21 protein-coding genes are annotated in these 21362 nt (G+C 33.0%); 2 read left to right on the top strand and 19 right to left on the bottom strand.

From position 1 onward, the window contains the following. Positions 1-101: 101 nt before the first annotated feature. From rplK to ACXQH5_RS10710, 17 genes are all read right to left on the bottom strand, one after another. Complete coding sequence (gene rplK / locus ACXQH5_RS10790) at positions 102-524, bottom strand: 50S ribosomal protein L11 (RefSeq protein WP_001085792.1); 423 nt, start codon at positions 522-524, stop codon at positions 102-104. Positions 525-704: 180 nt separating this feature from the next. Further along, the gene (gene nusG / locus ACXQH5_RS10785) at positions 705-1253 is read right to left on the bottom strand and encodes a transcription termination/antitermination protein NusG (protein WP_001288302.1); all 549 of its coding nucleotides are present in this window, start codon (positions 1251-1253) and stop codon (positions 705-707) included. Positions 1254-1265: 12 nt separating this feature from the next. Continuing rightward, entirely contained in the window at positions 1266-1448 is a 183-nt protein-coding gene (gene secE, locus ACXQH5_RS10780) for a preprotein translocase subunit SecE (protein WP_001074473.1), read from the bottom strand. A gap of 55 nt (positions 1449-1503) precedes the next feature. After that, the gene (rpmG, locus tag ACXQH5_RS10775) at positions 1504-1647 is read right to left on the bottom strand and encodes a 50S ribosomal protein L33 (RefSeq protein WP_001788193.1); all 144 of its coding nucleotides are present in this window, start codon (positions 1645-1647) and stop codon (positions 1504-1506) included. A 114-nt stretch (positions 1648-1761) separates the two neighbouring features. Continuing rightward, positions 1762-2331 (bottom strand): sigma-70 family RNA polymerase sigma factor, encoded by a 570-nt coding sequence (locus ACXQH5_RS10770; protein ID WP_000872872.1) that lies wholly within the window; start codon positions 2329-2331, stop codon positions 1762-1764. An 80-nt stretch (positions 2332-2411) separates the two neighbouring features. Continuing rightward, positions 2412-2936: an NYN domain-containing protein gene (locus ACXQH5_RS10765; protein WP_000664738.1), complete on the bottom strand. Its 525-nt coding sequence runs from the start codon at positions 2934-2936 to the stop codon at positions 2412-2414. Beyond that, on the bottom strand, positions 2936-3682 hold the full coding sequence (rlmB, locus tag ACXQH5_RS10760) for a 23S rRNA (guanosine(2251)-2'-O)-methyltransferase RlmB (protein ID WP_000390339.1): 747 nt from the start codon (positions 3680-3682) through the stop codon (positions 2936-2938). Before rlmB ends, ACXQH5_RS10765 begins: the two co-directional genes overlap by 1 nt. A 7-nt stretch (positions 3683-3689) precedes the next feature. Next, complete coding sequence (locus ACXQH5_RS10755; protein ID WP_000370186.1) at positions 3690-4094, bottom strand: Mini-ribonuclease 3; 405 nt, start codon at positions 4092-4094, stop codon at positions 3690-3692. Continuing rightward, positions 4087-5487: a cysteine--tRNA ligase gene (gene cysS / locus ACXQH5_RS10750; protein ID WP_000631977.1), complete on the bottom strand. Its 1401-nt coding sequence runs from the start codon at positions 5485-5487 to the stop codon at positions 4087-4089. Before cysS ends, ACXQH5_RS10755 begins: the two co-directional genes overlap by 8 nt. Continuing rightward, entirely contained in the window at positions 5471-6118 is a 648-nt protein-coding gene (gene cysE / locus ACXQH5_RS10745) for a serine O-acetyltransferase (protein WP_001805237.1), read from the bottom strand. The genes cysS and cysE overlap by 17 nt, the downstream gene beginning before the upstream one ends. Before the next feature lie 422 nt (positions 6119-6540). Continuing rightward, positions 6541-7995: a glutamate--tRNA ligase gene (gene gltX, locus ACXQH5_RS10740; protein WP_001283789.1), complete on the bottom strand. Its 1455-nt coding sequence runs from the start codon at positions 7993-7995 to the stop codon at positions 6541-6543. A 556-nt stretch (positions 7996-8551) separates the two neighbouring features. Continuing rightward, positions 8552-9625, bottom strand: a complete 1074-nt coding sequence (locus ACXQH5_RS10735; RefSeq protein ID WP_001028373.1) for a PIN/TRAM domain-containing protein — start codon at positions 9623-9625, stop codon at positions 8552-8554. 24 nt (positions 9626-9649) lie between these two features. Next, on the bottom strand, positions 9650-11014 hold the full coding sequence (radA, locus tag ACXQH5_RS10730; protein ID WP_001085219.1) for a DNA repair protein RadA: 1365 nt from the start codon (positions 11012-11014) through the stop codon (positions 9650-9652). Positions 11015-11499: 485 nt separating this feature from the next. After that, the gene (locus tag ACXQH5_RS10725; protein ID WP_000897132.1) at positions 11500-13956 is read right to left on the bottom strand and encodes an ATP-dependent Clp protease ATP-binding subunit; all 2457 of its coding nucleotides are present in this window, start codon (positions 13954-13956) and stop codon (positions 11500-11502) included. 13 nt (positions 13957-13969) lie between these two features. Continuing rightward, positions 13970-14977, bottom strand: a complete 1008-nt coding sequence (locus tag ACXQH5_RS10720; RefSeq protein ID WP_000149505.1) for a protein arginine kinase — start codon at positions 14975-14977, stop codon at positions 13970-13972. Further along, positions 14967-15533, bottom strand: coding sequence for a UvrB/UvrC motif-containing protein (locus ACXQH5_RS10715; RefSeq protein WP_000882069.1), 567 nt, complete (start codon positions 15531-15533; stop codon positions 14967-14969). The genes ACXQH5_RS10720 and ACXQH5_RS10715 overlap by 11 nt, the downstream gene beginning before the upstream one ends. Positions 15534-15551: 18 nt before the next feature. Continuing rightward, entirely contained in the window at positions 15552-16013 is a 462-nt protein-coding gene (locus tag ACXQH5_RS10710; RefSeq protein ID WP_000551762.1) for a CtsR family transcriptional regulator, read from the bottom strand. Between the two features lie 157 nt (positions 16014-16170). Here ACXQH5_RS10710 and ACXQH5_RS10705 point away from each other — a divergent pair, with 157 nt between their 5' ends. After that, the gene (locus ACXQH5_RS10705) at positions 16171-17385 is read left to right on the top strand and encodes a NupC/NupG family nucleoside CNT transporter (protein ID WP_000547794.1); all 1215 of its coding nucleotides are present in this window, start codon (positions 16171-16173) and stop codon (positions 17383-17385) included. 207 nt (positions 17386-17592) lie between these two features. Here the strand turns inward: ACXQH5_RS10705 and pdxT are convergent, their stop codons facing one another. Both pdxT and pdxS read right to left on the bottom strand, forming a co-directional pair. Beyond that, the gene (gene pdxT / locus ACXQH5_RS10700) at positions 17593-18153 is read right to left on the bottom strand and encodes a pyridoxal 5'-phosphate synthase glutaminase subunit PdxT (protein WP_000690439.1); all 561 of its coding nucleotides are present in this window, start codon (positions 18151-18153) and stop codon (positions 17593-17595) included. A gap of 3 nt (positions 18154-18156) precedes the next feature. Continuing rightward, positions 18157-19044 carry a pyridoxal 5'-phosphate synthase lyase subunit PdxS gene (gene pdxS, locus ACXQH5_RS10695; RefSeq protein ID WP_000034728.1) on the bottom strand — a complete coding sequence of 296 codons (888 nt, stop codon included), beginning with the start codon at positions 19042-19044 and terminating at the stop codon, positions 18157-18159. A gap of 103 nt (positions 19045-19147) precedes the next feature. Here pdxS and pdxR point away from each other — a divergent pair, with 103 nt between their 5' ends. Next, entirely contained in the window at positions 19148-20530 is a 1383-nt protein-coding gene (gene pdxR / locus ACXQH5_RS10690; protein ID WP_000799265.1) for a MocR-like pyridoxine biosynthesis transcription factor PdxR, read from the top strand. Positions 20531-21362: the final 832 nt, after the last annotated feature.

Raw genomic sequence — 21362 nt, 5'->3', positions numbered from 1 at the left:
CATTAATCTAGTCATTCAGATTATATTTATAATTCATCATTATTATCTCTGTTATCTGCTTCATCGTTTAAATCATGTAATCAAATTTAATATTCGTAAAATTATTCTACAACGATACCCATACTACGTGCAGTACCTTCGATAATACGCATAGCTGCTTCTTCGTCAGCAGCGTTTAAGTCTTGCATTTTGCTGTTAGCAATTTCGCGTACTTGATCTTTAGTTACTGTAGCAACTTTAGTTTTGTTTGGTTCACCTGAACCTTTTTCAATACCAGCTGCTTTTTTAAGTAATACTGGAGCCGGTGGAGTTTTTGTAATAAATGTAAATGAACGATCTTCATAAACACTGATTTCTACCGGAATAATTAAACCTGCTTGATCTTGAGTACGTGCATTGAACTCTTTACAGAATCCCATGATGTTCACACCTGCTTGACCTAATGCTGGACCAACTGGTGGTGCTGGATTCGCTTTACCTGCAGGAATTTGTAATTTAACAACTTTATCTACTTTTTTAGCCACGATGTGCACCTCCTTGATATCGTGATGTGGTCACAGGGCTCAGTTTTGCCCTCCCACTCTTAACATTTCGTGACGAAATGGGCGCTCTAAAAGCGCGACCACATAATTTTAACACTTTTCTAATTAAAAAATCAATACTCTTTTTTATCTTTTGGTTAGTTTAATAACTTTAATTGTTAATTAAAGCTTTTCTATTTGATCGAATTCAACTTCTACTGGTGTTTCTCGGCCAAACATATCTACTAATACTGTTAGCTTAAACTTATCTGTTTCAATTTCTTGAACTTCACCAACTTGATTCGCAAATGGACCTGATTTAATACGAACTTGCTCTCCAACTTCGAGTTCAACATCGATAGTCTTTTCTTTAAGACCCATTTGTTTTAAGATGAAGCGAACTTCTTCTGGTAACAACGGATTTGGCTTAGACCCTGCACCTGCAGAACCTACAAAACCAGTAACGCCTGGTGTATTTCTTACCACATACCATGATTCATCTGTCATGATTAATTCCACTAAAACATATCCAGGGAATGTTTTTTTAACAGTCGTTTTAGCTTTGCCATCTTTTACTTGAGTTTCTTCTTCTTCCGGTATGACTACTCTAAAGATTTGTTCAGTCATATTCATAGATTCTACTCTTTTTTCTAAATTCTTTTTAACTTTATTTTCATATCCAGAATATGTATGCACTGCATACCAACGCTTTGCGCCAACTTCTTCAGACATGTCTTCACTCCTCTAACCAAATAATAAATTTTTCAATGCTGTAATTCCTAAATCTAAGGCATAGAAAAAGACTAAGAAGAATATAACAGTAGAAACTACAATTACAGTATATTTAAATAGCTCTTCTTTCGTCGGCCAACTTGTTTTTTCCATTTCAGACTTAACGCCTTTAAAGAAACTTTCTTTTTTAGCCATCTGCTCAACCTCCAAATCCTTTGAACATATTATCAAAGTATTATTTCGAATGTATTTATTTCGATTCTTTATGAATTGTGTGCGCGTTACATTTTGGACAATATTTCTTTAAGGTTAATCTTGTTGCCGAGCCTTCTTGCTTAGGAACATTATAATTTCTATTGCCACAAGCTTCACAATTTAAAGGTATTTTCCTCACAATAATTCACCTTTATTCATTATAATACCAGTATACTATACATAAAATTTATAACAAATGTCAAACCATCAAGAAGTAACACGTTCTAATTCAATCCACGTCCTAAGGCGCTTTTCAAATCATTTTGAAATAACGCTTTATTTTATTTTTACATCGTTGTATGGCATTATAAATCACTTTCTCTTTTACATGCATCAGTTGAGCAATTTCTCTCGGCTTATATTGTTCACACATTAAATACATGACATCTTTTTCAAATGCACTCAAATACTTAAACTGACGAATCAACTCTTTAATTGCTAATTTATTCAAATAATTGTTTTCAACATCATAACGCTTTATTGCACATGGATACGTAACTCTATATTCATTAATCAAATTATCTATTCTTTTATTTGTAGCTAAATATTTTCTCAAATAATCATACTTTACAGACGTAATTAAACATTGAACATAATTTGTGAAAGGCTGTTCTCCACTAAAATCAAATGTTTGGACCGACCTATACATCCGTATAAGTATTTCTTGATATAAGTCTTCTAAATCATAATGATTAAATCCAAATGTTTTGATGCGTCGAATAATTAATGGTTGTAGATCCATTACTAACTTTTCGAAGTCTTTATCATTTATTGCATTGTTACGTTTGATTGTACTGTCTTGAGTTGTCAAATCATATTTCAAGTATTAAACTAACCCCTTCTATCTAAAATTTAAGGTTAGTTTAATATTGTTACATTCAAAATTTCAAGATGACGGAAATGTCATTTCTTATGATGTCCTCTTCGTATTTTTTCAAATTCTGCAAGGATTTCAGAAGATAACGGAATTCGAGTTCTTGGCTTGTTTTCACTTATATCATCTAATGATTTACTCACATCAATTTCATTTTCTTTTAAATCTCTCCACATTTCGCGAGATGATATTCTATATGCACCTGATCCAAAGATAGCATGTTGCTCACTCATATCACTTGTTACAACTGTAATATGCTTAGTGTGCTTGTCATAAAGTTCATAGACATAACGTTCTATGAAACTATCAGCTGTTTCTTTTTCCTTGGTAAAAATCGTTTTAACGCCATGATACATGTATTCTCTTTCAACACCCGATTGGTCATAAGCATCGAAAACACAAATAATTTCATCTGAAATAACAGCATTATAATTTGCAATTGCATCTATTAATTGCATTCTAGCTTCTTCTAAATTTTCTTTTGCAATGGCGCTTAGCGTTGGTGATTGTCCTATCATATTGTATCCATCAATGATTAAGTAACGTTCTTTCATTATATTTCTCCAACATCATGTCTTTTTCGAAATACTTCGTACATCATTAAACTTGCTGCAACCGAAGCATTCAAACTGTTTACATGTCCAACCATTGGAATCTTAATATAGAAATCGCATTTATCACTTACTAGACGACTCATACCCTGTCCTTCGCTGCCAATTACAATAGCCAATGACATGTCCGCTTCAAGATTTCTATAATCTGTTGCATTATTAGCTTCAGTGCCAGCTACCCAAAAACCATTATCTTTTAGTTCATCGATAGTTTTAGCTAAATTTGTCACTCGAATAACTGGAACATGTTCAATTGCACCTGTTGAGGCTTTTGCAACTGTTTGTGTTAGTGTAACTGAACGACGTTTAGGAATAATAACACCATCAACTCCCGTTGCATCTGCTGTTCTTAAAATTGATCCCAAGTTATGCGGGTCTTCTAAGCCGTCTAATATAAGTACTGTCGATAAACCTTCTTTTTCTTTTTGCTGTTTTAAAAATTGATCGAAGTCAGCATATTCATATGGTGCAATAAGCGCTGCAACACCCTGATGTGGTGCATTTGCTAAAAAATCTAATTTAGATTTTGGTACAGTTTGAACAATGATTTTTTGATCTTTTGCATTTTTTAAAATTTCATTAATTTGTTGATTTTTAATACCTTCTTGAATCAATATCTTATTTATCGGATGCCCAGTAATAATCGCTTCTCTAACAGCATGCCTACCAACAATAACCGTATCTTCCACATTGTCACTACCTTTCGTTTACTATTGTTATTATTTTATTTAATAATGCCTCTAATCGTTCTTCTCTTTTTGCTAAATAAAGAAAACCTATCACTGCTTCTATCGCTGAACTTTTACGATATGTTTGAACATCAGTGTTTTTAGCTTTAGTATGACTTTTCGCGTTACGCCCTCGCTTCAAAATATCCATTTCTTCGTTTGTAAACCATTCTTGCTCCATTAAATATTCTAACGTTTGCGCCTGACTTTTGGCAGATACATATTTTTTAGACATTTGATGTAGTTTATTAGGCTTACTTTTAAGCTTTAAAACGATATACGTACGTACATATTGATCTAAGACTGCGTCTCCCATATATGCTAAGGTCAATGGATTCAATAATTTAATGTGATTATCTTGTTGATTATCCACGTTTAAATCTAACCCCTTGAGGTGTGTCTTCTAATATAATGTTTTGTGATTTCAGCATGTCTCGAATCTCATCTGCTCGTGCAAAATCTTTGTTTTTCCTTGCTTCATTACGCTCTTCGATTAATTTTTCAACATCTTCATCCAATAATTCATCTGCATTTTTAGATTTTAACGGTACACCTAAAACATCGCTGAAAATTTGATAAACTGCTTTAAATTTATCAATTACTTCTGTTGATGTTGTATTCTCTAGTACATATTTATTCGCAAGTTTTGCTAAATCATACCAAGCTGTAATTGCATTAGCTGTATTAAAATCATCATTCATAACTGTTTCAAAACGATTTAAAATCGCATCAATTTGATCAATATATGTCTGTTGATTTTCAATATTAGTAGCAATTTGTGCGCGCTCTTCAATTAATTGATAACTATTGCGAATACGCTCTAGTCCACTACGTGCTGATTCAACCAATTCTAGATTATAGTTAATTGGACTTCTATAATGTACGCTAATCATAAAGAATCTTAGTACATCTGGATCAACTTCTTTAATAATATCGTGAACTAAAATAAAGTTACCTAGTGATTTACTCATTTTTTCATTATCAATATTAATGAAACCATTATGCATCCAATAATTAGCAAATGGCGCATGATTATGTGCTTCCGATTGTGCTATTTCATTTTCATGATGTGGAAATTGTAAATCTGAACCACCCGCATGTATATCAATTGTAGGTCCTAGCTCATGAAATGCCATTACAGAACATTCAATATGCCATCCTGGTCTCCCTTCACCAAATGGGCTATCCCAACTAATCTCGCCAGGCTTCGCTTTTTTCCACAATGTAAAATCAAGTGCATCTTCCTTATGCTCTCCTGCATCTATACGAGCACCCACTTTTAAGTCATCTATGGATTGATGACTTAATTTACCATAACCTTCAAATTTACGTGTTCTAAAGTAAACATCGCCACCACTTTCATATGCATAACCTTGATCAACCAAATTTTTAATAAATTGAATAATGTCATCCATATGGTCCATTACCCTTGGATTTGAAGTCGCTTTTCTAACATTTAAAGCACCAACATCTTCATGAAAAGCAGCGATATATTTTTCTGCAATTTCGGGAACAGACTGATTTAATTCTTGAGAACGTTTAATTAATTTATCATCTACATCTGTAAAATTTGATACATATTCTACATTATATCCTTGGTATTCAAAGTAACGTCTCACTACGTCATAATTAATTGCTGGTCTTGCGTTACCAATATGAATGTAGTTATATACCGTAGGACCACATACATACATTTTTACCTTTCCTGGTTCTATTGGCTTGAACACTTCTTTTTGACGTGTAAGTGTATTATATAATGTAATCATCTTGAATCTCTCCATTCCTAGTCTTTTCAAGTTGTCGTTCTAAATGCTTAATTTGTTCATAAATTGGATCAGGTAGATGGCGATGATCAAATGTTTTTCCAACTCGAACACCATCTTGCTTAACAATATGTCCTGGTATACCAACAACCGTTGAATAACTTGGAACTGATTGTAAAACAACTGAATTTGCACCAATATTTACATTTGAATTTATTTTAATATTTCCTAAAACTTTCGCACCCGCTGCTATTAAAACATTGTCTCCTATATCTGGGTGTCTTTTCCCTCTTTCTTTCCCTGTCCCACCAAGTGTCACGCCTTGATAGATTGTCACATTATCACCAATTGTACATGTTTCTCCTATTACAACGCCCATACCATGATCTATAAATAGACGCTTTCCAATTTTAGCACCTGGATGGATTTCTATACCTGTGAAAAATCTTGAAATTTGAGATATCGCGCGTGCTGCAACATATTTTTTTTGGTTGTATAACTTATGTGCAATCAAATGACTCCAAACTGCATGTAAACCTGCATACGTTGTAATGACTTCTAATGTTGAACGTGCCGCTGGATCCTGCTCAAATACCATTTTTATATCGTCTCTCATTCTTTTTAACAAGATCATTTCCTCCTCAATGATTGAACTACGTAAATACATAATTGAAGTACCTGCGAAATTAAATATCAAAAAAGCACCACTAACATACAAATTGTATTGTTAGAGGCGCTTCCGCACGGTTCCACTCTGAATTTAGCGAATAACATTAATAATATTGCGGGCGCTTCCAAATTATCAAGGAAACTATGTCAACTTAATGCTCATCACTCTCATTATATATTTAATTCATTTTACGAAGGTGCATTCATTAATTTCTACGTTGTACTCACAGCAACCGTACACTCTCTGCATCGTATAAATTTAATTACTAATCCTTCGTTTTATATAAAATACTCTATTCATATTGTTGTAATTTGTTAATACAACTTTATCATATGTGGTTACGTTATAAAATTCAAGTATATACTACCTTGATCTTGTCTATTTCATTACTTATATTGTTTTAAACGGTTTAGCACTTTTTCTTTTCCAAGTACTTCAATTGTATTTGGTAATTCAGGACCATGCATTTGGCCTGTTACAGCAACACGAATAGGCATAAATAATTGCTTGCCTTTTATTCCTGTTTCTTTTTGAACTTCTTTAATTGTCTTTTTAATTTCAGCCGCTTCAAATGGTTCAAGTGCTTCTAATTTACTGAATAAGTGCGTCATTAACTCTGGTACTTGCTCCCCATTGATCACTTGTTGTTCTTCTTCACCAAGAGCTGGCATTTCTTTAAAGAACATTTCTGATAAAGGAACAATTTCACCGGCATAACTCATTTCTTTTTGATAAAGCGTAATTAATTTGCGTCCCCAAGATAAATCCTCTTCTGACGGCACCTCAGGAATCAAATTCGCTTTAATTAAATGAGGTAATGCTAATTGGAATACTGTTTCAGTATCTTTTTGTTTCATATATTGGTTATTAACCCATGCTAATTTTTGCTTATCGAAAAATGCTGGTGATTTTGACAAACGCTTTTCATCAAAGATTTTGATAAATTCTTCTTTAGAAAAGATTTCTTCTTCACCTTCAGGAGACCAACCTAATAACGCAATAAAATTAAATAACGCTTCAGGTAAATAACCTAAGTCACGATATTGCTCAATAAATTGTAAAATTTGCCCATCACGTTTACTTAACTTTTTACGTTCTTCATTAACAATTAATGACATATGACCAAAACGAGGTGGCTCCCAGCCAAATGCTTCATAAATCATAATTTGTTTAGGCGTGTTTGAAATATGATCATCACCACGAATAACATCTGAAATTTCCATGTAATGATCATCTATAGCTACTGCAAAATTGTACGTTGGAATGCCATCTTTTTTAACGATAACCCAGTCACCAATACCATTTGAATCAAATGAAATATTCCCTTTTACCATATCATCAAAAGAATACGTTTGGTTTTGAGGTACTCGGAAACGAATTGATGGTTGGCGTCCTTCTGCTTCAAATTGTTGACGTTGTTCTTCAGTCAAATGCGCATGTTGACCACCATAGCGAGGCATTTCACCACGAGCGATTTGCGCTTCACGTTCAGCTTCTAATTCTTCTTCTGTCATATAGCATTTATATGCTTTATCTTCTGCTAGTAACTGATCTATTAATGGTTGGTAGATATGTTGACGTTCAGATTGACGATATGGTCCGTAGCCATTGTCTTTATCTACAGATTCATCCCAATCTAATCCTAACCATTTAAGATTATCAAATTGTGATGTTTCTCCATCTTCTAAATTACGTTTTTTATCAGTATCTTCAATTCGAATCACAAAATCTCCGTTATAATGTTTAGCATACAAGTAATTGAATAATGCTGTTCTTGCATTACCAATATGAAGATAACCAGTTGGACTTGGTGCATATCTTACTCTTATACGATCGCTCATTTTTTTCACTCCTAAATTAAATATCAAATTTTCAAGTTAGTTCATATAAATTGTTCATTTGCTATCTTCGACCGTCATAACAAATGTGTAACTCGTCTTATTGTTAAAACGAAACAATGCTTTTTAACATGACCTTAAAATAATTTCATTGTTTAATCATAACATAATTCCCTGGGTAATATGCTTAAATTTTAAATAGAAAGCAGTTGTTTTTTCAACACTTTAAAAAAGCTATCCCTAAGAATCAAGACTGCACTACATACGCATTTCAACGACTTAAAAATGAATATTATGTGCTGTAAAATTAAACTTCAAATTAACTATTCAAATACGTTAAAATTGATTCTAATTTTGTATGTCTTGATTGCTATAAGAATAACTTTATTAATATCTAAAATTTAACACTTAATGAACTTGTTTCAATGATATATTAGCACTATTTGCATTTTTTGATAACTGATATGTTTTGCATTTATTTATAGTTATACTTCAAATTACAAACTTCGCCATTTCATATACCTTTTAATATCTATTTTATTTTCGTCAACTACAGTTTTTATAATGATACTGTATCTTCGATTTTTTTAGCAAAAACAATTCTTCCTGAAGATGTTTGCAATAAGCTGACTACTTCTAAATTGACATGACTGCCAATAAGATTTTTAGCATTATCAACAACTACCATCGTACCATCATCTAGATATCCTACTGCCTGACCAGGCTCTTTACCCATTTTTGTCAGTAAAATATGCAGTTGATCACCTTGATGTACATTAGGTTTGATTGCTTCTGATAAATCATTAACATTTAATGCTTTGATACCATGTACATGACAAACTTTATTCAAATTAAAGTCTGTCGTTATAATATTTGCGTGATATTGTTTAGCTAGCTTTAATAACATCGTATCAATATCACTATGTGATTTAGTCGGATGTATGACTTTTGTAGGATAATCTAAATCATACAATTCATTTAAAATATCTAAGCCTCTTTTACCCTTTTCACGTTTAACACTGTCATTTGAATCTGCAACAATTTGTAATTCATTAATAACACCTTGTGGAATTAAAATATTGCCATCGATAAAACCGCAACGAATGACTTCTAAAATACGACCATCAATAATTGCGCTTGTGTCGATAATTTTTGGCGTAGCACTTTTAGTATGTTGTGACATGGAACGCGCTATATTCTCAGGTAAAAACATTAACATTTCATCTCGTTTTTTAAGGCCAAATTGGAAACCGAAATAACATAGTAATATCGTAATTATGACAGGAATGAAATGATTAAAAATAGAGTTGCCAATTGATTCTAATATAAACGACACCATAACAGAAATAAGTAATCCGATTATTAAACCTATTGTTGCGAATAGTATTTCAACAGCACTTCTACGCATAATAAAATGTTCTAAACCTTTTATAGCGTTAGTAACTCGTCTAATAAATACACCAAAAATTAAGAACATAAAAATACTACCGATAATGCCATCTACATAGTGATTTTTTAAAAAGCTGGAGTTTTGTAATCCAAGATCATTTGCAATTTCAGGAATAATAATTATTCCTAATGCGCTCCCAATAATTAAGTAAATAATAATAACCATTAGTTTAACGATATTCACACAATGTCCTCCTTTCTTGATGTTTTATGAATGAAGAGCAAATGACAATGCTTCATGTACAGTAGTTACACCTATTACTTGTATACCTTCAGGATATGTCCATCCGCCTATATTATTTTTAGGAATAATTACACGTTTGAAACCTAGTTTTGCAGCCTCTTGCACGCGTTGTTCTATCCGAGATACACGACGTACCTCACCCGTTAAACCAACTTCTCCAATATAGCAATCTAATCCGTCGACAGCTTTATCTTTAAAGCTAGACGCAGTTGCTACAATTACACTTAAATCAACTGCTGGCTCCGTTAACTTTACACCGCCAGCTACTTTGATATAAGCATCTTGTTGTTGTAATAGATAATTTTCTTTCTTTTCCAAAACAGCCATCAACAAACTTAATCGATTATGATCAATCCCTGTTGCCATTCGTCTCGGATTGTTAAAAGTCGTTGGAGTTACCAGCGCTTGAACTTCTATTAAAAGTGGTCTGGTTCCCTCCATGGTTGCAACAATTGTTGAACCTGGAACATTTGTTGAACGTTCTTCTAAAAACATTTCAGATGGATTATTGACACCTTTTAATCCACTTTGCTTCATTTCGAAGATTCCCATTTCATTCGTTGAACCAAAACGGTTTTTAACAGCTCGCAAAATTCGATATGCGTGATGTTCATCGCCTTCAAAATAAAGCACAGTATCAACCATGTGTTCTAGCAATCTTGGGCCAGCAATTTGACCTTCTTTCGTTACATGACCCACTATAAAAGTTGCAATGTTCATTTGTTTAGCAATATTCATTAAACTTTGTGTACTTTCACGAACTTGTGAAACAGAACCTGGCGCAGAGCTGATTTCAGGATGATATATTGTTTGAATCGAATCCACTACTAATAAATCAGGTTGTTCTTCTTTTACTGTTTGATAAATAACTTCAAGATCTGTTTCAGCTAATACTTGCAATTCACTTGAATCTTCATCTAATCGCTCTGCACGTAATTTAGTCTGACTAAGCGATTCTTCTCCAGTAATATATAGTACTTTTTTCTTTTGAGATAACGATGCACAAATTTGTAAAAGTAACGTTGACTTACCAATACCTGGATCCCCACCAATAAGTACTAACGATCCGCTCACAATACCTCCACCTAATACACGGTTGAATTCTGCTGAATCTGTTAACACTCTCGGCGTTGTTTCATGTTTAATACTATTTAATTTTTGTACTTTACCTGCTAATTCCTTGGTTTTCACTCCATGTTTAGGATTGGCTGCTTTTTCAACAATTTCCTCCATTTGATTCCAAGCGCCACAATTAGGACATTTCCCCATCCATTTAGGAGATTGATAACCACAAGCCATACATTCAAAAATCACTTTTTTCTTGGCCAAAATTGCACCTCCACTTTCCTTTGAACAAATCTATTTTAAACGCACATTCCCTTTATGACAAATTAAATGTGAGTTACATTTGTTTGTATTTTAACATGACTACTAACGCAAACTGTTTTATCAGATTTATTTTTTATGAATATTATAAAATAAACTTACATCATGTTGATAGTCGGTATCTTTCAAAGATAAAATCTTAATAATTTCTTAGTAAACTCTTTTCTCTAGATTTATCACAATATTATATAGACCTATTTTATTTTGACGTAAGTTGCTAGTATCTTCAAACAAAAAACCTTTATAAAAAATTCATACCTTTATGCTATCGCTGTAGGCTCATTAACTTGTTTCATATAATTCTTAACTATCCTTTGATGATTATTTTATTAGATTGTTTCGTTGATGGATACTTTCACGAATTTCTATAGTTCAATGATACTAAAAAAACAGTCCAAAACTTTAATTTGTTTTGGACTGTTTTATAATTATGCTTGCGATGGTGTTTTAGTTTCTGAAGTTTGTTCAGCAATGTCATATTTAAACTCTTTACCATCATGATCTACTGTAACTTTCTTACCTTCAATTTGATTACCATCTAATATTAATTCACTTAAATTATCTTCGATAGTTTTTTGTATCGCTCTAATTAATGGTCTTGCACCATATTCTGGATCATATCCTTCTTCTGCGATTTTGTCTTTCGCTTTATCAGTAACAATAATATTTATGTTTTGTTCGGATAATCGATTTGTTAATTTATTAACCATCATTGTTACAATTTCTTTTAATTCTTCTTTTGTTAGTTTATGGAATACAATGATATCATCTACACGGTTTAAAAATTCTGGACGGAATGAATTTTTTAATTCTTTTAACATCGTTTTTCGAATTGTTTCATAATCTTGTCCATCACTTGAACCACCGAATCCAGCAAATCGTTGATCTTGTAATTCTTGTGCTCCAACGTTTGATGTCATTATGATAATTGTATTTCTGAAATCAACTGTACGTCCTTTTGTATCTGTCAAATGTCCGTCATCTAAAACTTGTAATAGAATATTAAATACATCTGGATGTGCTTTTTCAATTTCATCAAATAAAATTACAGAATATGGTTTACGTCTAACTTTTTCAGTTAATTGTCCACCATCATCATGACCAACATATCCTGGAGGAGCACCAACTAATCGGCTCACTGCGTGTTTTTCCATAAATTCACTCATGTCTACACGAATCATCGCATCATCATCGCCGAACATTGATTCAGCTAAGGCTCTAGCTAATTCAGTTTTACCAACACCAGTTGGTCCAAGGAAGATAAAGCTACCAATTGGTCGTTTAGGATCTTTTAACCCTGCACGGGCACGTCTAACCGCTTTACTGATTGAATTAACAGCATCTTTTTGCCCAATAACTCTCTCATGTAATGTATCTTCTAGACTAAGAAGTTTTTCAGATTCTGTTTCATTGATTTTAGTTAATGGGATACCTGTCCATCCTGCAATGACTTCAGCAATATCTTCTTCTGACAATGAAGTTGACATGCCATTTTGTGCGTTCTTCCATTCATTTTTAGCTTCTTCATATTGCTTTTCAAGTTTTGTTTGTTTATCACGCAGATTAGCAGCATTTTCAAACTCTTGAGCATGTACTGCGGCATCTTTTTCATTTTTAACTTTTTCAATTTCTTGTTCAATTTCTTTTAAATTATTAGGTGTCGTATGACTCTTAAGTCTTACTTTAGAACTTGCTTCATCAATTAAATCAATTGCTTTATCTGGTAAGAAACGATCTGAAACGTATCTGTTACTTAATTTAACAGCCGCTTCAATAGCTTCGTCTGAAATATTAATACGATGGTGTGCTTCGTAACGATCTCTTAATCCTTTTAAAATAGCAACTGTATCTACTACTGAAGGTTCATCAACTTGTACAGGTTGGAAACGACGTTCTAAAGCCGCGTCTTTTTCAATATTTTTGCGATATTCATCTAATGTAGTAGCACCAATACATTGTAATTCACCACGTGCTAATGCCGGTTTCAAAATATTCGAAGCATCGATAGCACCTTCAGCACCACCAGCACCGACTAAAGTATGCAACTCATCAATAAATAGGATGACATTACCTGCTTGTTGGATTTCTTCCATAACCTTTTTCAGACGCTCTTCAAATTCACCACGATATTTAGTACCTGCAACTACTGTTCCCATATCTAAAGACATAACACGCTTATCTTTTAATGTCTCTGGCACCTCATTATTCACTATAGCTTGCGCTAAACCTTCAGCAATAGCAGTTTTACCAACACCTGGTTCTCCAATAAGTACAGGATTGTTTTTCGTACGTCTACTTAACACTTCAATTACACGTGTAATTTCTTTATCACGTCCTATAACAGGATCTAATGTACCGTCTTTGGCAATGACTGTTAAGTCACGAGCTAAACTATCTAAAGTTGGAGTATTATTTGACTTACTAGCTTGTGCATTTTTATTACTCATTTCAGGGTTTCCTAAAGCTTTCACAACTTGTGCACGTGCTTTAGTAATATTTAAATCTAGATTTGCAAAAACTCTTGCTGCAACACCTTCATTTTCACGAATCAAGCCTAATAAAATATGTTCCGTTCCAACAAAATTGTGATGTAATTTTCTAGCTTCATCCATCGATAATTCAATGACTTTTTTAGCTCTAGGTGTATAATGCAATGTACCAACATGATCTTGACCATGTCCAATTAATTTTTCAACTTCTTCAATTACTTTATCTTCAGTGATATTAAAACTTTCTAATACTTTTGCAGCAATTCCTTCAGGTTCTTTCATTAACCCCAATAATAGGTGTTCTGTTCCTATATTTGAATGATTTAAACGAATTGCTTCTTCTTGTGCATGTGCTAATACGCGCTGTGCACGTTCAGTTAATCTACCAAATAACATAAATAATGACCTCCTACTTTATATGTTCTCTTAGTATATCTGCTCGTTTTTCTTTTACAGATTTGTCATCTTCTTCATCTAATAAAAATGGTGTCTGTATAGCTACCATCAATTCATTAAATTTAAAGTTTTGTAATTCAATGTAATTTAAATCTATACCAAGTTTAACTTCGCTTAATCTATAAGAAGCCTCTTCCATAGTTATCATTCTACAGTTTTGTAAAATACCTAGCGAGCGAAAAACACGGTCTTGTGTTTCTAATTGATTATAAGTGTCTAACTTTTGTCGTATTTGTTTTTCTTCATGAATGATTTGATTAACAACTTCTGTTAATGTTTCTATGATTTCTAACTCAGATTTACCAAGTGTAAGTTGGTTGGATACTTGATAAGTATGTCCATAAACTTGCGAACCTTCACCGTAAATACCTCTGATTGTATATCCAAAACGATTAATGGTTTGAGCAATCCGTGTCATTCTTTTCATAATAGATAGACCTGGTAAATGTAGCATCACGCTTGCTCTCATACCAGTACCTATATTGGTAGGACATGTAGTTAAATAACCAAGTTGTTCATCATAACTTATATCAAGGCTTCGATCTAATTCATCATCAATTGATGAAGCTTGATTATATAAAGCCTGTAATGTCGTGTCAGTTCCCATAGCTTGAATACGAATATGATCCTCTTCATTTATCATGACACTTAAAGATTCATCATCATTCACTAATACTGCGGCTGCTGGTTGTTTTATTAGTTCAGGACTAATCAAATGCTTTGCAACCATTTTCATTTTACTTTGTTGATCCATTTGATCAAGACGCATTAATTCAAAATTTGGCAAGGCATCTTGTACCTCATTTATAACTCTAAATCCATCATTTTCAGTAGCATACATTAGTGGATGCACATGATTTTCTAAATTACGCGCTAACCGAATTCTAGAAGACATAACAATTGGTGTTTCTTCATTACTTTTCATCCATTGGCTGATATTATCATGAATATTATGCGTCATCATGTTGCACCTCACTCTCAGCTTTTAGTGCTTTAATTTCATCTCTAACAATGGCTGCTTCCTCAAAATCTTGGATTTCAATAAGTTTTTTTAAATATTCATTCTTTTCTTCAATTTTTCGCTTTAAAGCTATCTTTTTATGTGAAGAATGTGGTGTCTTTCCAACGTGCTCAAATTGTCCACCTTGAACTCTGCGGACGATATCAATGATGTCATCTTTAAATGTTGCATAACAATTAGCACACCCAAATTTACCAACATGTGCAATATCTTTCAAAGTCATATGACATGATGGGCAACGTTTTTCTTCTTTAAACGCTACTTCTTGAAAATTAATGCCATGTTTCGTAGCTAAATGTTGTAAAATTTGCTTAACAACAAATGCTTCTTCGAAATTATCTTGATGTTCTTGATATTCAGGTTGTTCATTAGCTTGATTCCACGGATGGTGCCCCTCAGCACAAGTTTGACACACCATTTTTTCTTCTGTTTTATTTTTACTTGTAACTTTAACTTTTAATTCCGCTTCATTAAGTTGACAATTTTCACAAAGCACTTCAACACCTCATTTCATTTAGTAATAATTTATAACAGGTAACAAACGTTTTAAAATATTTGCTCTAATAATATCTCTAGAAACCATATCCATTGATAGCGTTTCTCTATCAATAACTGCTTGAATCATTTTAGCTTCACGTTCATTTATTAACATTTTATCTAAAAGCCCATCAATAATATAATAAGCTTGTTGTTGAGAAATAGAAGGTCCAATCAACTGAAGCAAATGATTAATATAACCTGTTGCATCTTTATTTTCAATTTTAGTGATTCGGATGTAACCACCACCACCACGTTTACTTTCGATTTCATAACCATGTTCATTAGTGAATCGTGTTTTGATTACATAGTTTAATTGTGATGGTACGCAATCAAAACGCTGTGCGATATTCGCTCTCTGAATTTCGACGACATCCTCATTCGACTCTTCAAATAAACGTTTGATGTATTGTTCTATGATGTCAGACATATTGTGCATGTATATCACCCCTTTTTGACCTTCTTTGACTATATTATATGACCTATTTTGACCTTTTTCAATTAATTTGTTTTTATATTTTCAAAAATTTATGATGTTAGCCCTTCCATTTTATTGTATGATAGATTGTAGAAAAAACTAAAGGAATGAGAAATATATGCATATTCTAATTGGGATTATCGGAATTATCTTCTTTTTGGCACTTGCGTTTCTATTTAGCTCAGACAGGAAAAATATTCGCTGGAAATATGTAGGAATTTTACTTGCAATTCAGCTTATCTTTGCATTTATCTTGCTTAAAACTACAATGGGAATCAAGGTTATTGGTGGTATTTCAAACGGTTTTAACTACTTATTATTAAAAGCTGCAGATGGTGTTAACTTTGTATTCGGTGGTATTCAATATATCGATCCTAAGCAACCACCATTCTTCTTCAGTGTATTATTACCTATCGTATTTATTTCAGCGATTATCGGTATCCTTCAATACACAAAGATTTTACCTTTAATCATTAATGTTTTAGGATTCTTAATTTCTAAAATTAATGGTATGGGACGTTTAGAATCATACAATGCAGTTGCTGCAGCAATTTTGGGACAATCTGAAGTATTTATTTCAATTAAAAAACAATTACCATACATACCTAAGCAACGTTTATACACATTAACAGCTTCAGCAATGTCGACTGTTTCTGCTTCAATTATCGGTGCATACTTTACCTTAATTGAACCTAAATATGTTGTAACGGCTGTTGTCTTAAACTTATTTGGTGGTTTCATCATCGCTTCAATTATTAACCCTTATAAAGTTAATGAAGAAGATGACAAATTATTAGTTGAAGAAACTGAAGAAAGACAACAATCATTCTTCGAAATGCTAGGAGAATATATTTTAGATGGATTTAAAGTAGCTGTCATTGTAGGCGCAATGTTAATCGGATACATTGCCATTATCGCTCTATTAAATGGAATTGTAAGCAATATCTTTAGTACAGTTTCAGGTGGCGCTATTTCTTGGGATTTCCAAACATTAATTGGTTTTGTCTTTGCACCATTTGCATTCTTAGTCGGTGTGCCTTGGCAAGATGCAGTTCAAGCCGGTTCAGTTATGGCGACAAAACTATTATCTAACGAATTTGTAGCAATGCAAGCACTTGGTAAACTTAGTGATTTATCTGAACACGCAAAAGGTGTTACATCTGTATTCTTAGTATCATTTGCTAACTTTAGCTCTATTGGTATTATTTCAGGTGCGATTAAATCACTTAATGACAAAAAAGGAGATACAGTTGCCCGCTTTGGTTTGAAATTATTATTCGGTGCAACACTAGTATCTTTCATTTCAGCTGCAATCGCTGGATTCTTTATTTAACAAATACATCAACATCGAATTAACCCCTTCAAAATTTTGACTATTCTCAGTCTCTTTGAAGGGGTTTTTTCTTATGTATATCTTTATTTTCTATCATTTTTAATTTTGACATAAAAAATAACTCCTCCAAAGCTAAGTTTGAAGGAGTTATTTTCTTCTCAACAAATCTATAAATATCAATAATTCGTTGATTTAGCATACATTAAGCTATGCTTTTTTTACAATATGATTAATAAAGTAATCAGTTACTCTATAGTCATCTGTTAATTCAGGATGGAATGATACGCCTAAATATTTACCTTGCTGGACAGCTACAATTTTCTCATTAACCTTACATAGGATATCTACGCCTTGACCTACTTTTTCAATATGTGGCGCTCTTATAAAGACACCTTCAATATCTGTAGCGATACCTTTAATATCTAATTCTGTTTCAAAGCTGTCAACTTGTCTACCGAATGAGTTTCGTTGTACAGTAATATTCAACTTGTTAAGGTATCCTTCTTCACCAACTATATCTTGCGCTAGAACTATTAATCCTGCGCATGTACCAAACATAGGTAAAGTTGAATTTTGTAAAGCCTCTTTAAATCCATATAAATTCATTAATCGACGTAACGTTGTAGACTCGCCACCAGGTAATATTAAGCCCTCGATTTCTTCTAATTGTTCAACTTTTTTAACTGCAATACCTTCATGACCACTTAATTCAATATGTCTAATATGTTCACGTACTGCACCTTGTAATGCTAATACACCTATTTTCATATCTTACCAACCACGCTCTTGCATACGTTCTTCTAATGATAATTGATTGATATCTAAACCTTTCATAGCAGTGCCAAGTTCACTTGCTAATCTTCCAATTAGTTCATAGTCTTGGTAATGTGTTGTTGCTTGAACAATTGCTTTAGCAAATTTTTCTGGATCTTCTGATTTAAAAATACCTGATCCAACGAATACACCGTCGGCACCTAATTCCATCATTAAAGCAGCATCTTGAGGAGTCGCAACGCCACCAGCTGCAAAGTTAACTACCGGTAAACGACCATTGTCTTTAATTTGTTTTAAAATTTCATAAGGCGCACCGATATCTTTCGCAAAAGTCATAATCTCATCATCATTCATTACAGTCAATCGACTAACTTCAGAATTAACTTGTCTCATATGTCTTACAGCTTCAACAATATTACCTGTACCTGGTTCACCTTTAGTACGTAACATAGCAGCACCTTCACCGATTCTTCGTGCAGCTTCACCTAAATTACGACAACCACATACAAATGGCACTGTAAATTGATCTTTTCTTAAGTGATATTCCTCATCTGCTGGTGTTAATACTTCTGATTCATCAATATAGTCAACACCCATAGCTTCTAATACTCTTGCTTCTGTAATATGACCAATACGTGCTTTAGCCATTACAGGAATTGAAACAGCATTCATTACTTCTTCTACAATTTTAGGGTTTGCCATACGTGCAACGCCACCAGCTGCTCTAATATCAGAAGGTACACGCTCTAAAGCCATGACTGCTACCGCACCTGCTTCTTCCGCAATTCTTGCTTGCTCAGCATTAACGACATCCATGATAACGCCGCCTTTTTGCATTTCAGCCATACCTCTTTTGACTCTGTCTGATCCAATTATTTTACTCATTTTATATAAAACCCCTTTTCAAGTTGATTAAATTCATTGTAATGTATAAACTGATATTTAAAAAGGTGCAAAATAATATAAAATTAAGAGGTCAGTTTTAAAAATGAAAAACACTTTATACCATCAACTTTATGAAAAATTAAAAAAACAAATAATTGAAGGTCAATTTCAAGAAGGTGATAAGTTTTATTCAAAGAGGCAATTAAGCAAACATTTATCTATTAGCCAAACAACAGTAGAGCATGCTTATCAACTATTATTAGACGAGGGATACATATATTCGAGACCTCGCTCTGGTTATTATGTATCTGAAATTGAATCTTTAACAATTTTAAATACTCAACCTATCCATTCTCTTTTTGATGATGATTCATATAAACCAAAAACTAGTGATGAAACTTATGATTACGCTTTTAATTTAGATGAAATAGACACGAAGCATTTCCCAATAGAACTTTTCAGAAAGTATTCAAAAGATCTTTATGATAAAACCCATTCAAATAAATTACTTAGAGGCCATTTTCAAGGAGAATTACATTTGCGGTTTCAACTGGCATTTTATTTATTTACTAATCGTGGCGTAATTTGTGATCCTAATCAAATTATAATTGGCTCATCTACCGAACAATTAGTAAATCAATTAGTCGATTTACTTTATACTTCAACGTTTATTATCGAAAAACCTAGTTATCCACCAATCAAAAATATTTTAGATAAAAAACAAGTTGAATATGAACAAATTGAAGTTGAAGATAATGGAATAAACGTAGATGAAGTTATTAAATCACAAAAAAATATAGTATATATAACGCCTTCCCATCAATTTCCAACTGGATATGTAATGGACTTAAAAAAGCGAACTCAATTAATACAATGGGCTCAAGAAAAAGAAGAACGATTTATTATAGAAGATGATTATGATTCCGAGTTTAGATATTTCGGTAAACCCATTCCAGCAATTCAAGGTCTATATTCAAGAGGAGAAAAAGTGATTTATATCAGTACATTTTCAAAGTCTATTTTTCCTAGCTGTCGTGTTGCATATATGGTGTTACCCTATTCTATAATGAAAAAATATCATTCTCAAAATCACATTGAAGGCAACACTGTACCTGTTCATATGCAAAATCTTATTGCAATGTTTATATCTTCCGGTGGTTTTGAAAGACATTTAAATAAAATGAGACGAATTTATCGTAGAAAACTAACCTATATTTTAAATAGATTGAAGCCTTACAAAGAGCAGCTTGATATTCAAGGTGCTGAAACAGGTATGCATTTTACAATTACAGTAAAAAATGGATTAACATTACAAAAGTGTCTTGATAGAGCAAACAAAGTAAACTTAAAATTACAAGTTTATAATTTCGATGATGATCAAGACTATAAGAAAACCCCTAAATTTATATTAGGCTTTGGCGGTATAGACGATGATGCTTTAAAACCGCATGTAGACGCTCTAATAAAATCATTAATTATAAAGTAACACTTCTTTGATAAAAGTTAGTGTTACTTATGCAATAGCTTGTCTATTGTATAATAATTAATTTCCTCTTTGTATTTCAATAAAGTATATAAAAGAGCAGTAAGATCATTTTCAATTAGATACCGTCTTACTGCTCTTCTCTATTTATACAATATTTTGTTTTCGATGATATCATTTTAAATTTATATAAACACAAAATTAAAGTTGTACATACTTAGACAATCGAAAGTGTACATTATTAAATTATCATTTCCAGTTCTACTCTAGCGGAACGTAAGTTGGCTACCATCCTCGCTAAGAACCTTTCTTGACTTGTGACAATCGCTTGCTTCTTTCCTCTCCTTCGGCTCTCGCTTACTCATTTAGCTCTACTAAACTCGTTGCGCTCTTTTCTCGTTTCGTCAGATTCAAACGTTTTCACTTCGCCAAGCCATTTTTCTTTGTGTTAACTTTTATTTTGACGTTTTAGAAATAAAAAAAGAGACCTTGCGGTCTCAATGCGGCTCATCGCATCCATTTTTGCCTGGCAACGTTCTACTCTAGCGGAACGTAAGTTGGCTACCATCGTCGCTAAAGACCTTTCTTGACTTGTGACAATCGCTTGCTTCTTTCCTCTCCTTCGGCTCTCGCTTACTCATTTAGCTCTACTAAACTCGTTGCGCTCTTTTCTCGTTTCGTCAGATTCAAACGTTTTCACTTCGCCAAGCCATTTTTCTTTGTGTTAACTTTTATTTTGACGTTTTAGAAATAAAAAAAGAGACCTTGCGGTCTCAATGCGGCTCATCGCATCCATTTTTGCCTGGCAACGTTCTACTCTAGCGGAACGTAAGTT

The organism is Staphylococcus sp. SA22 (genome assembly GCF_054165785.1).
Note: the sequence above shows the minus strand (reverse complement) of the source record. Positions and strands in the feature narration are given on the sequence as shown.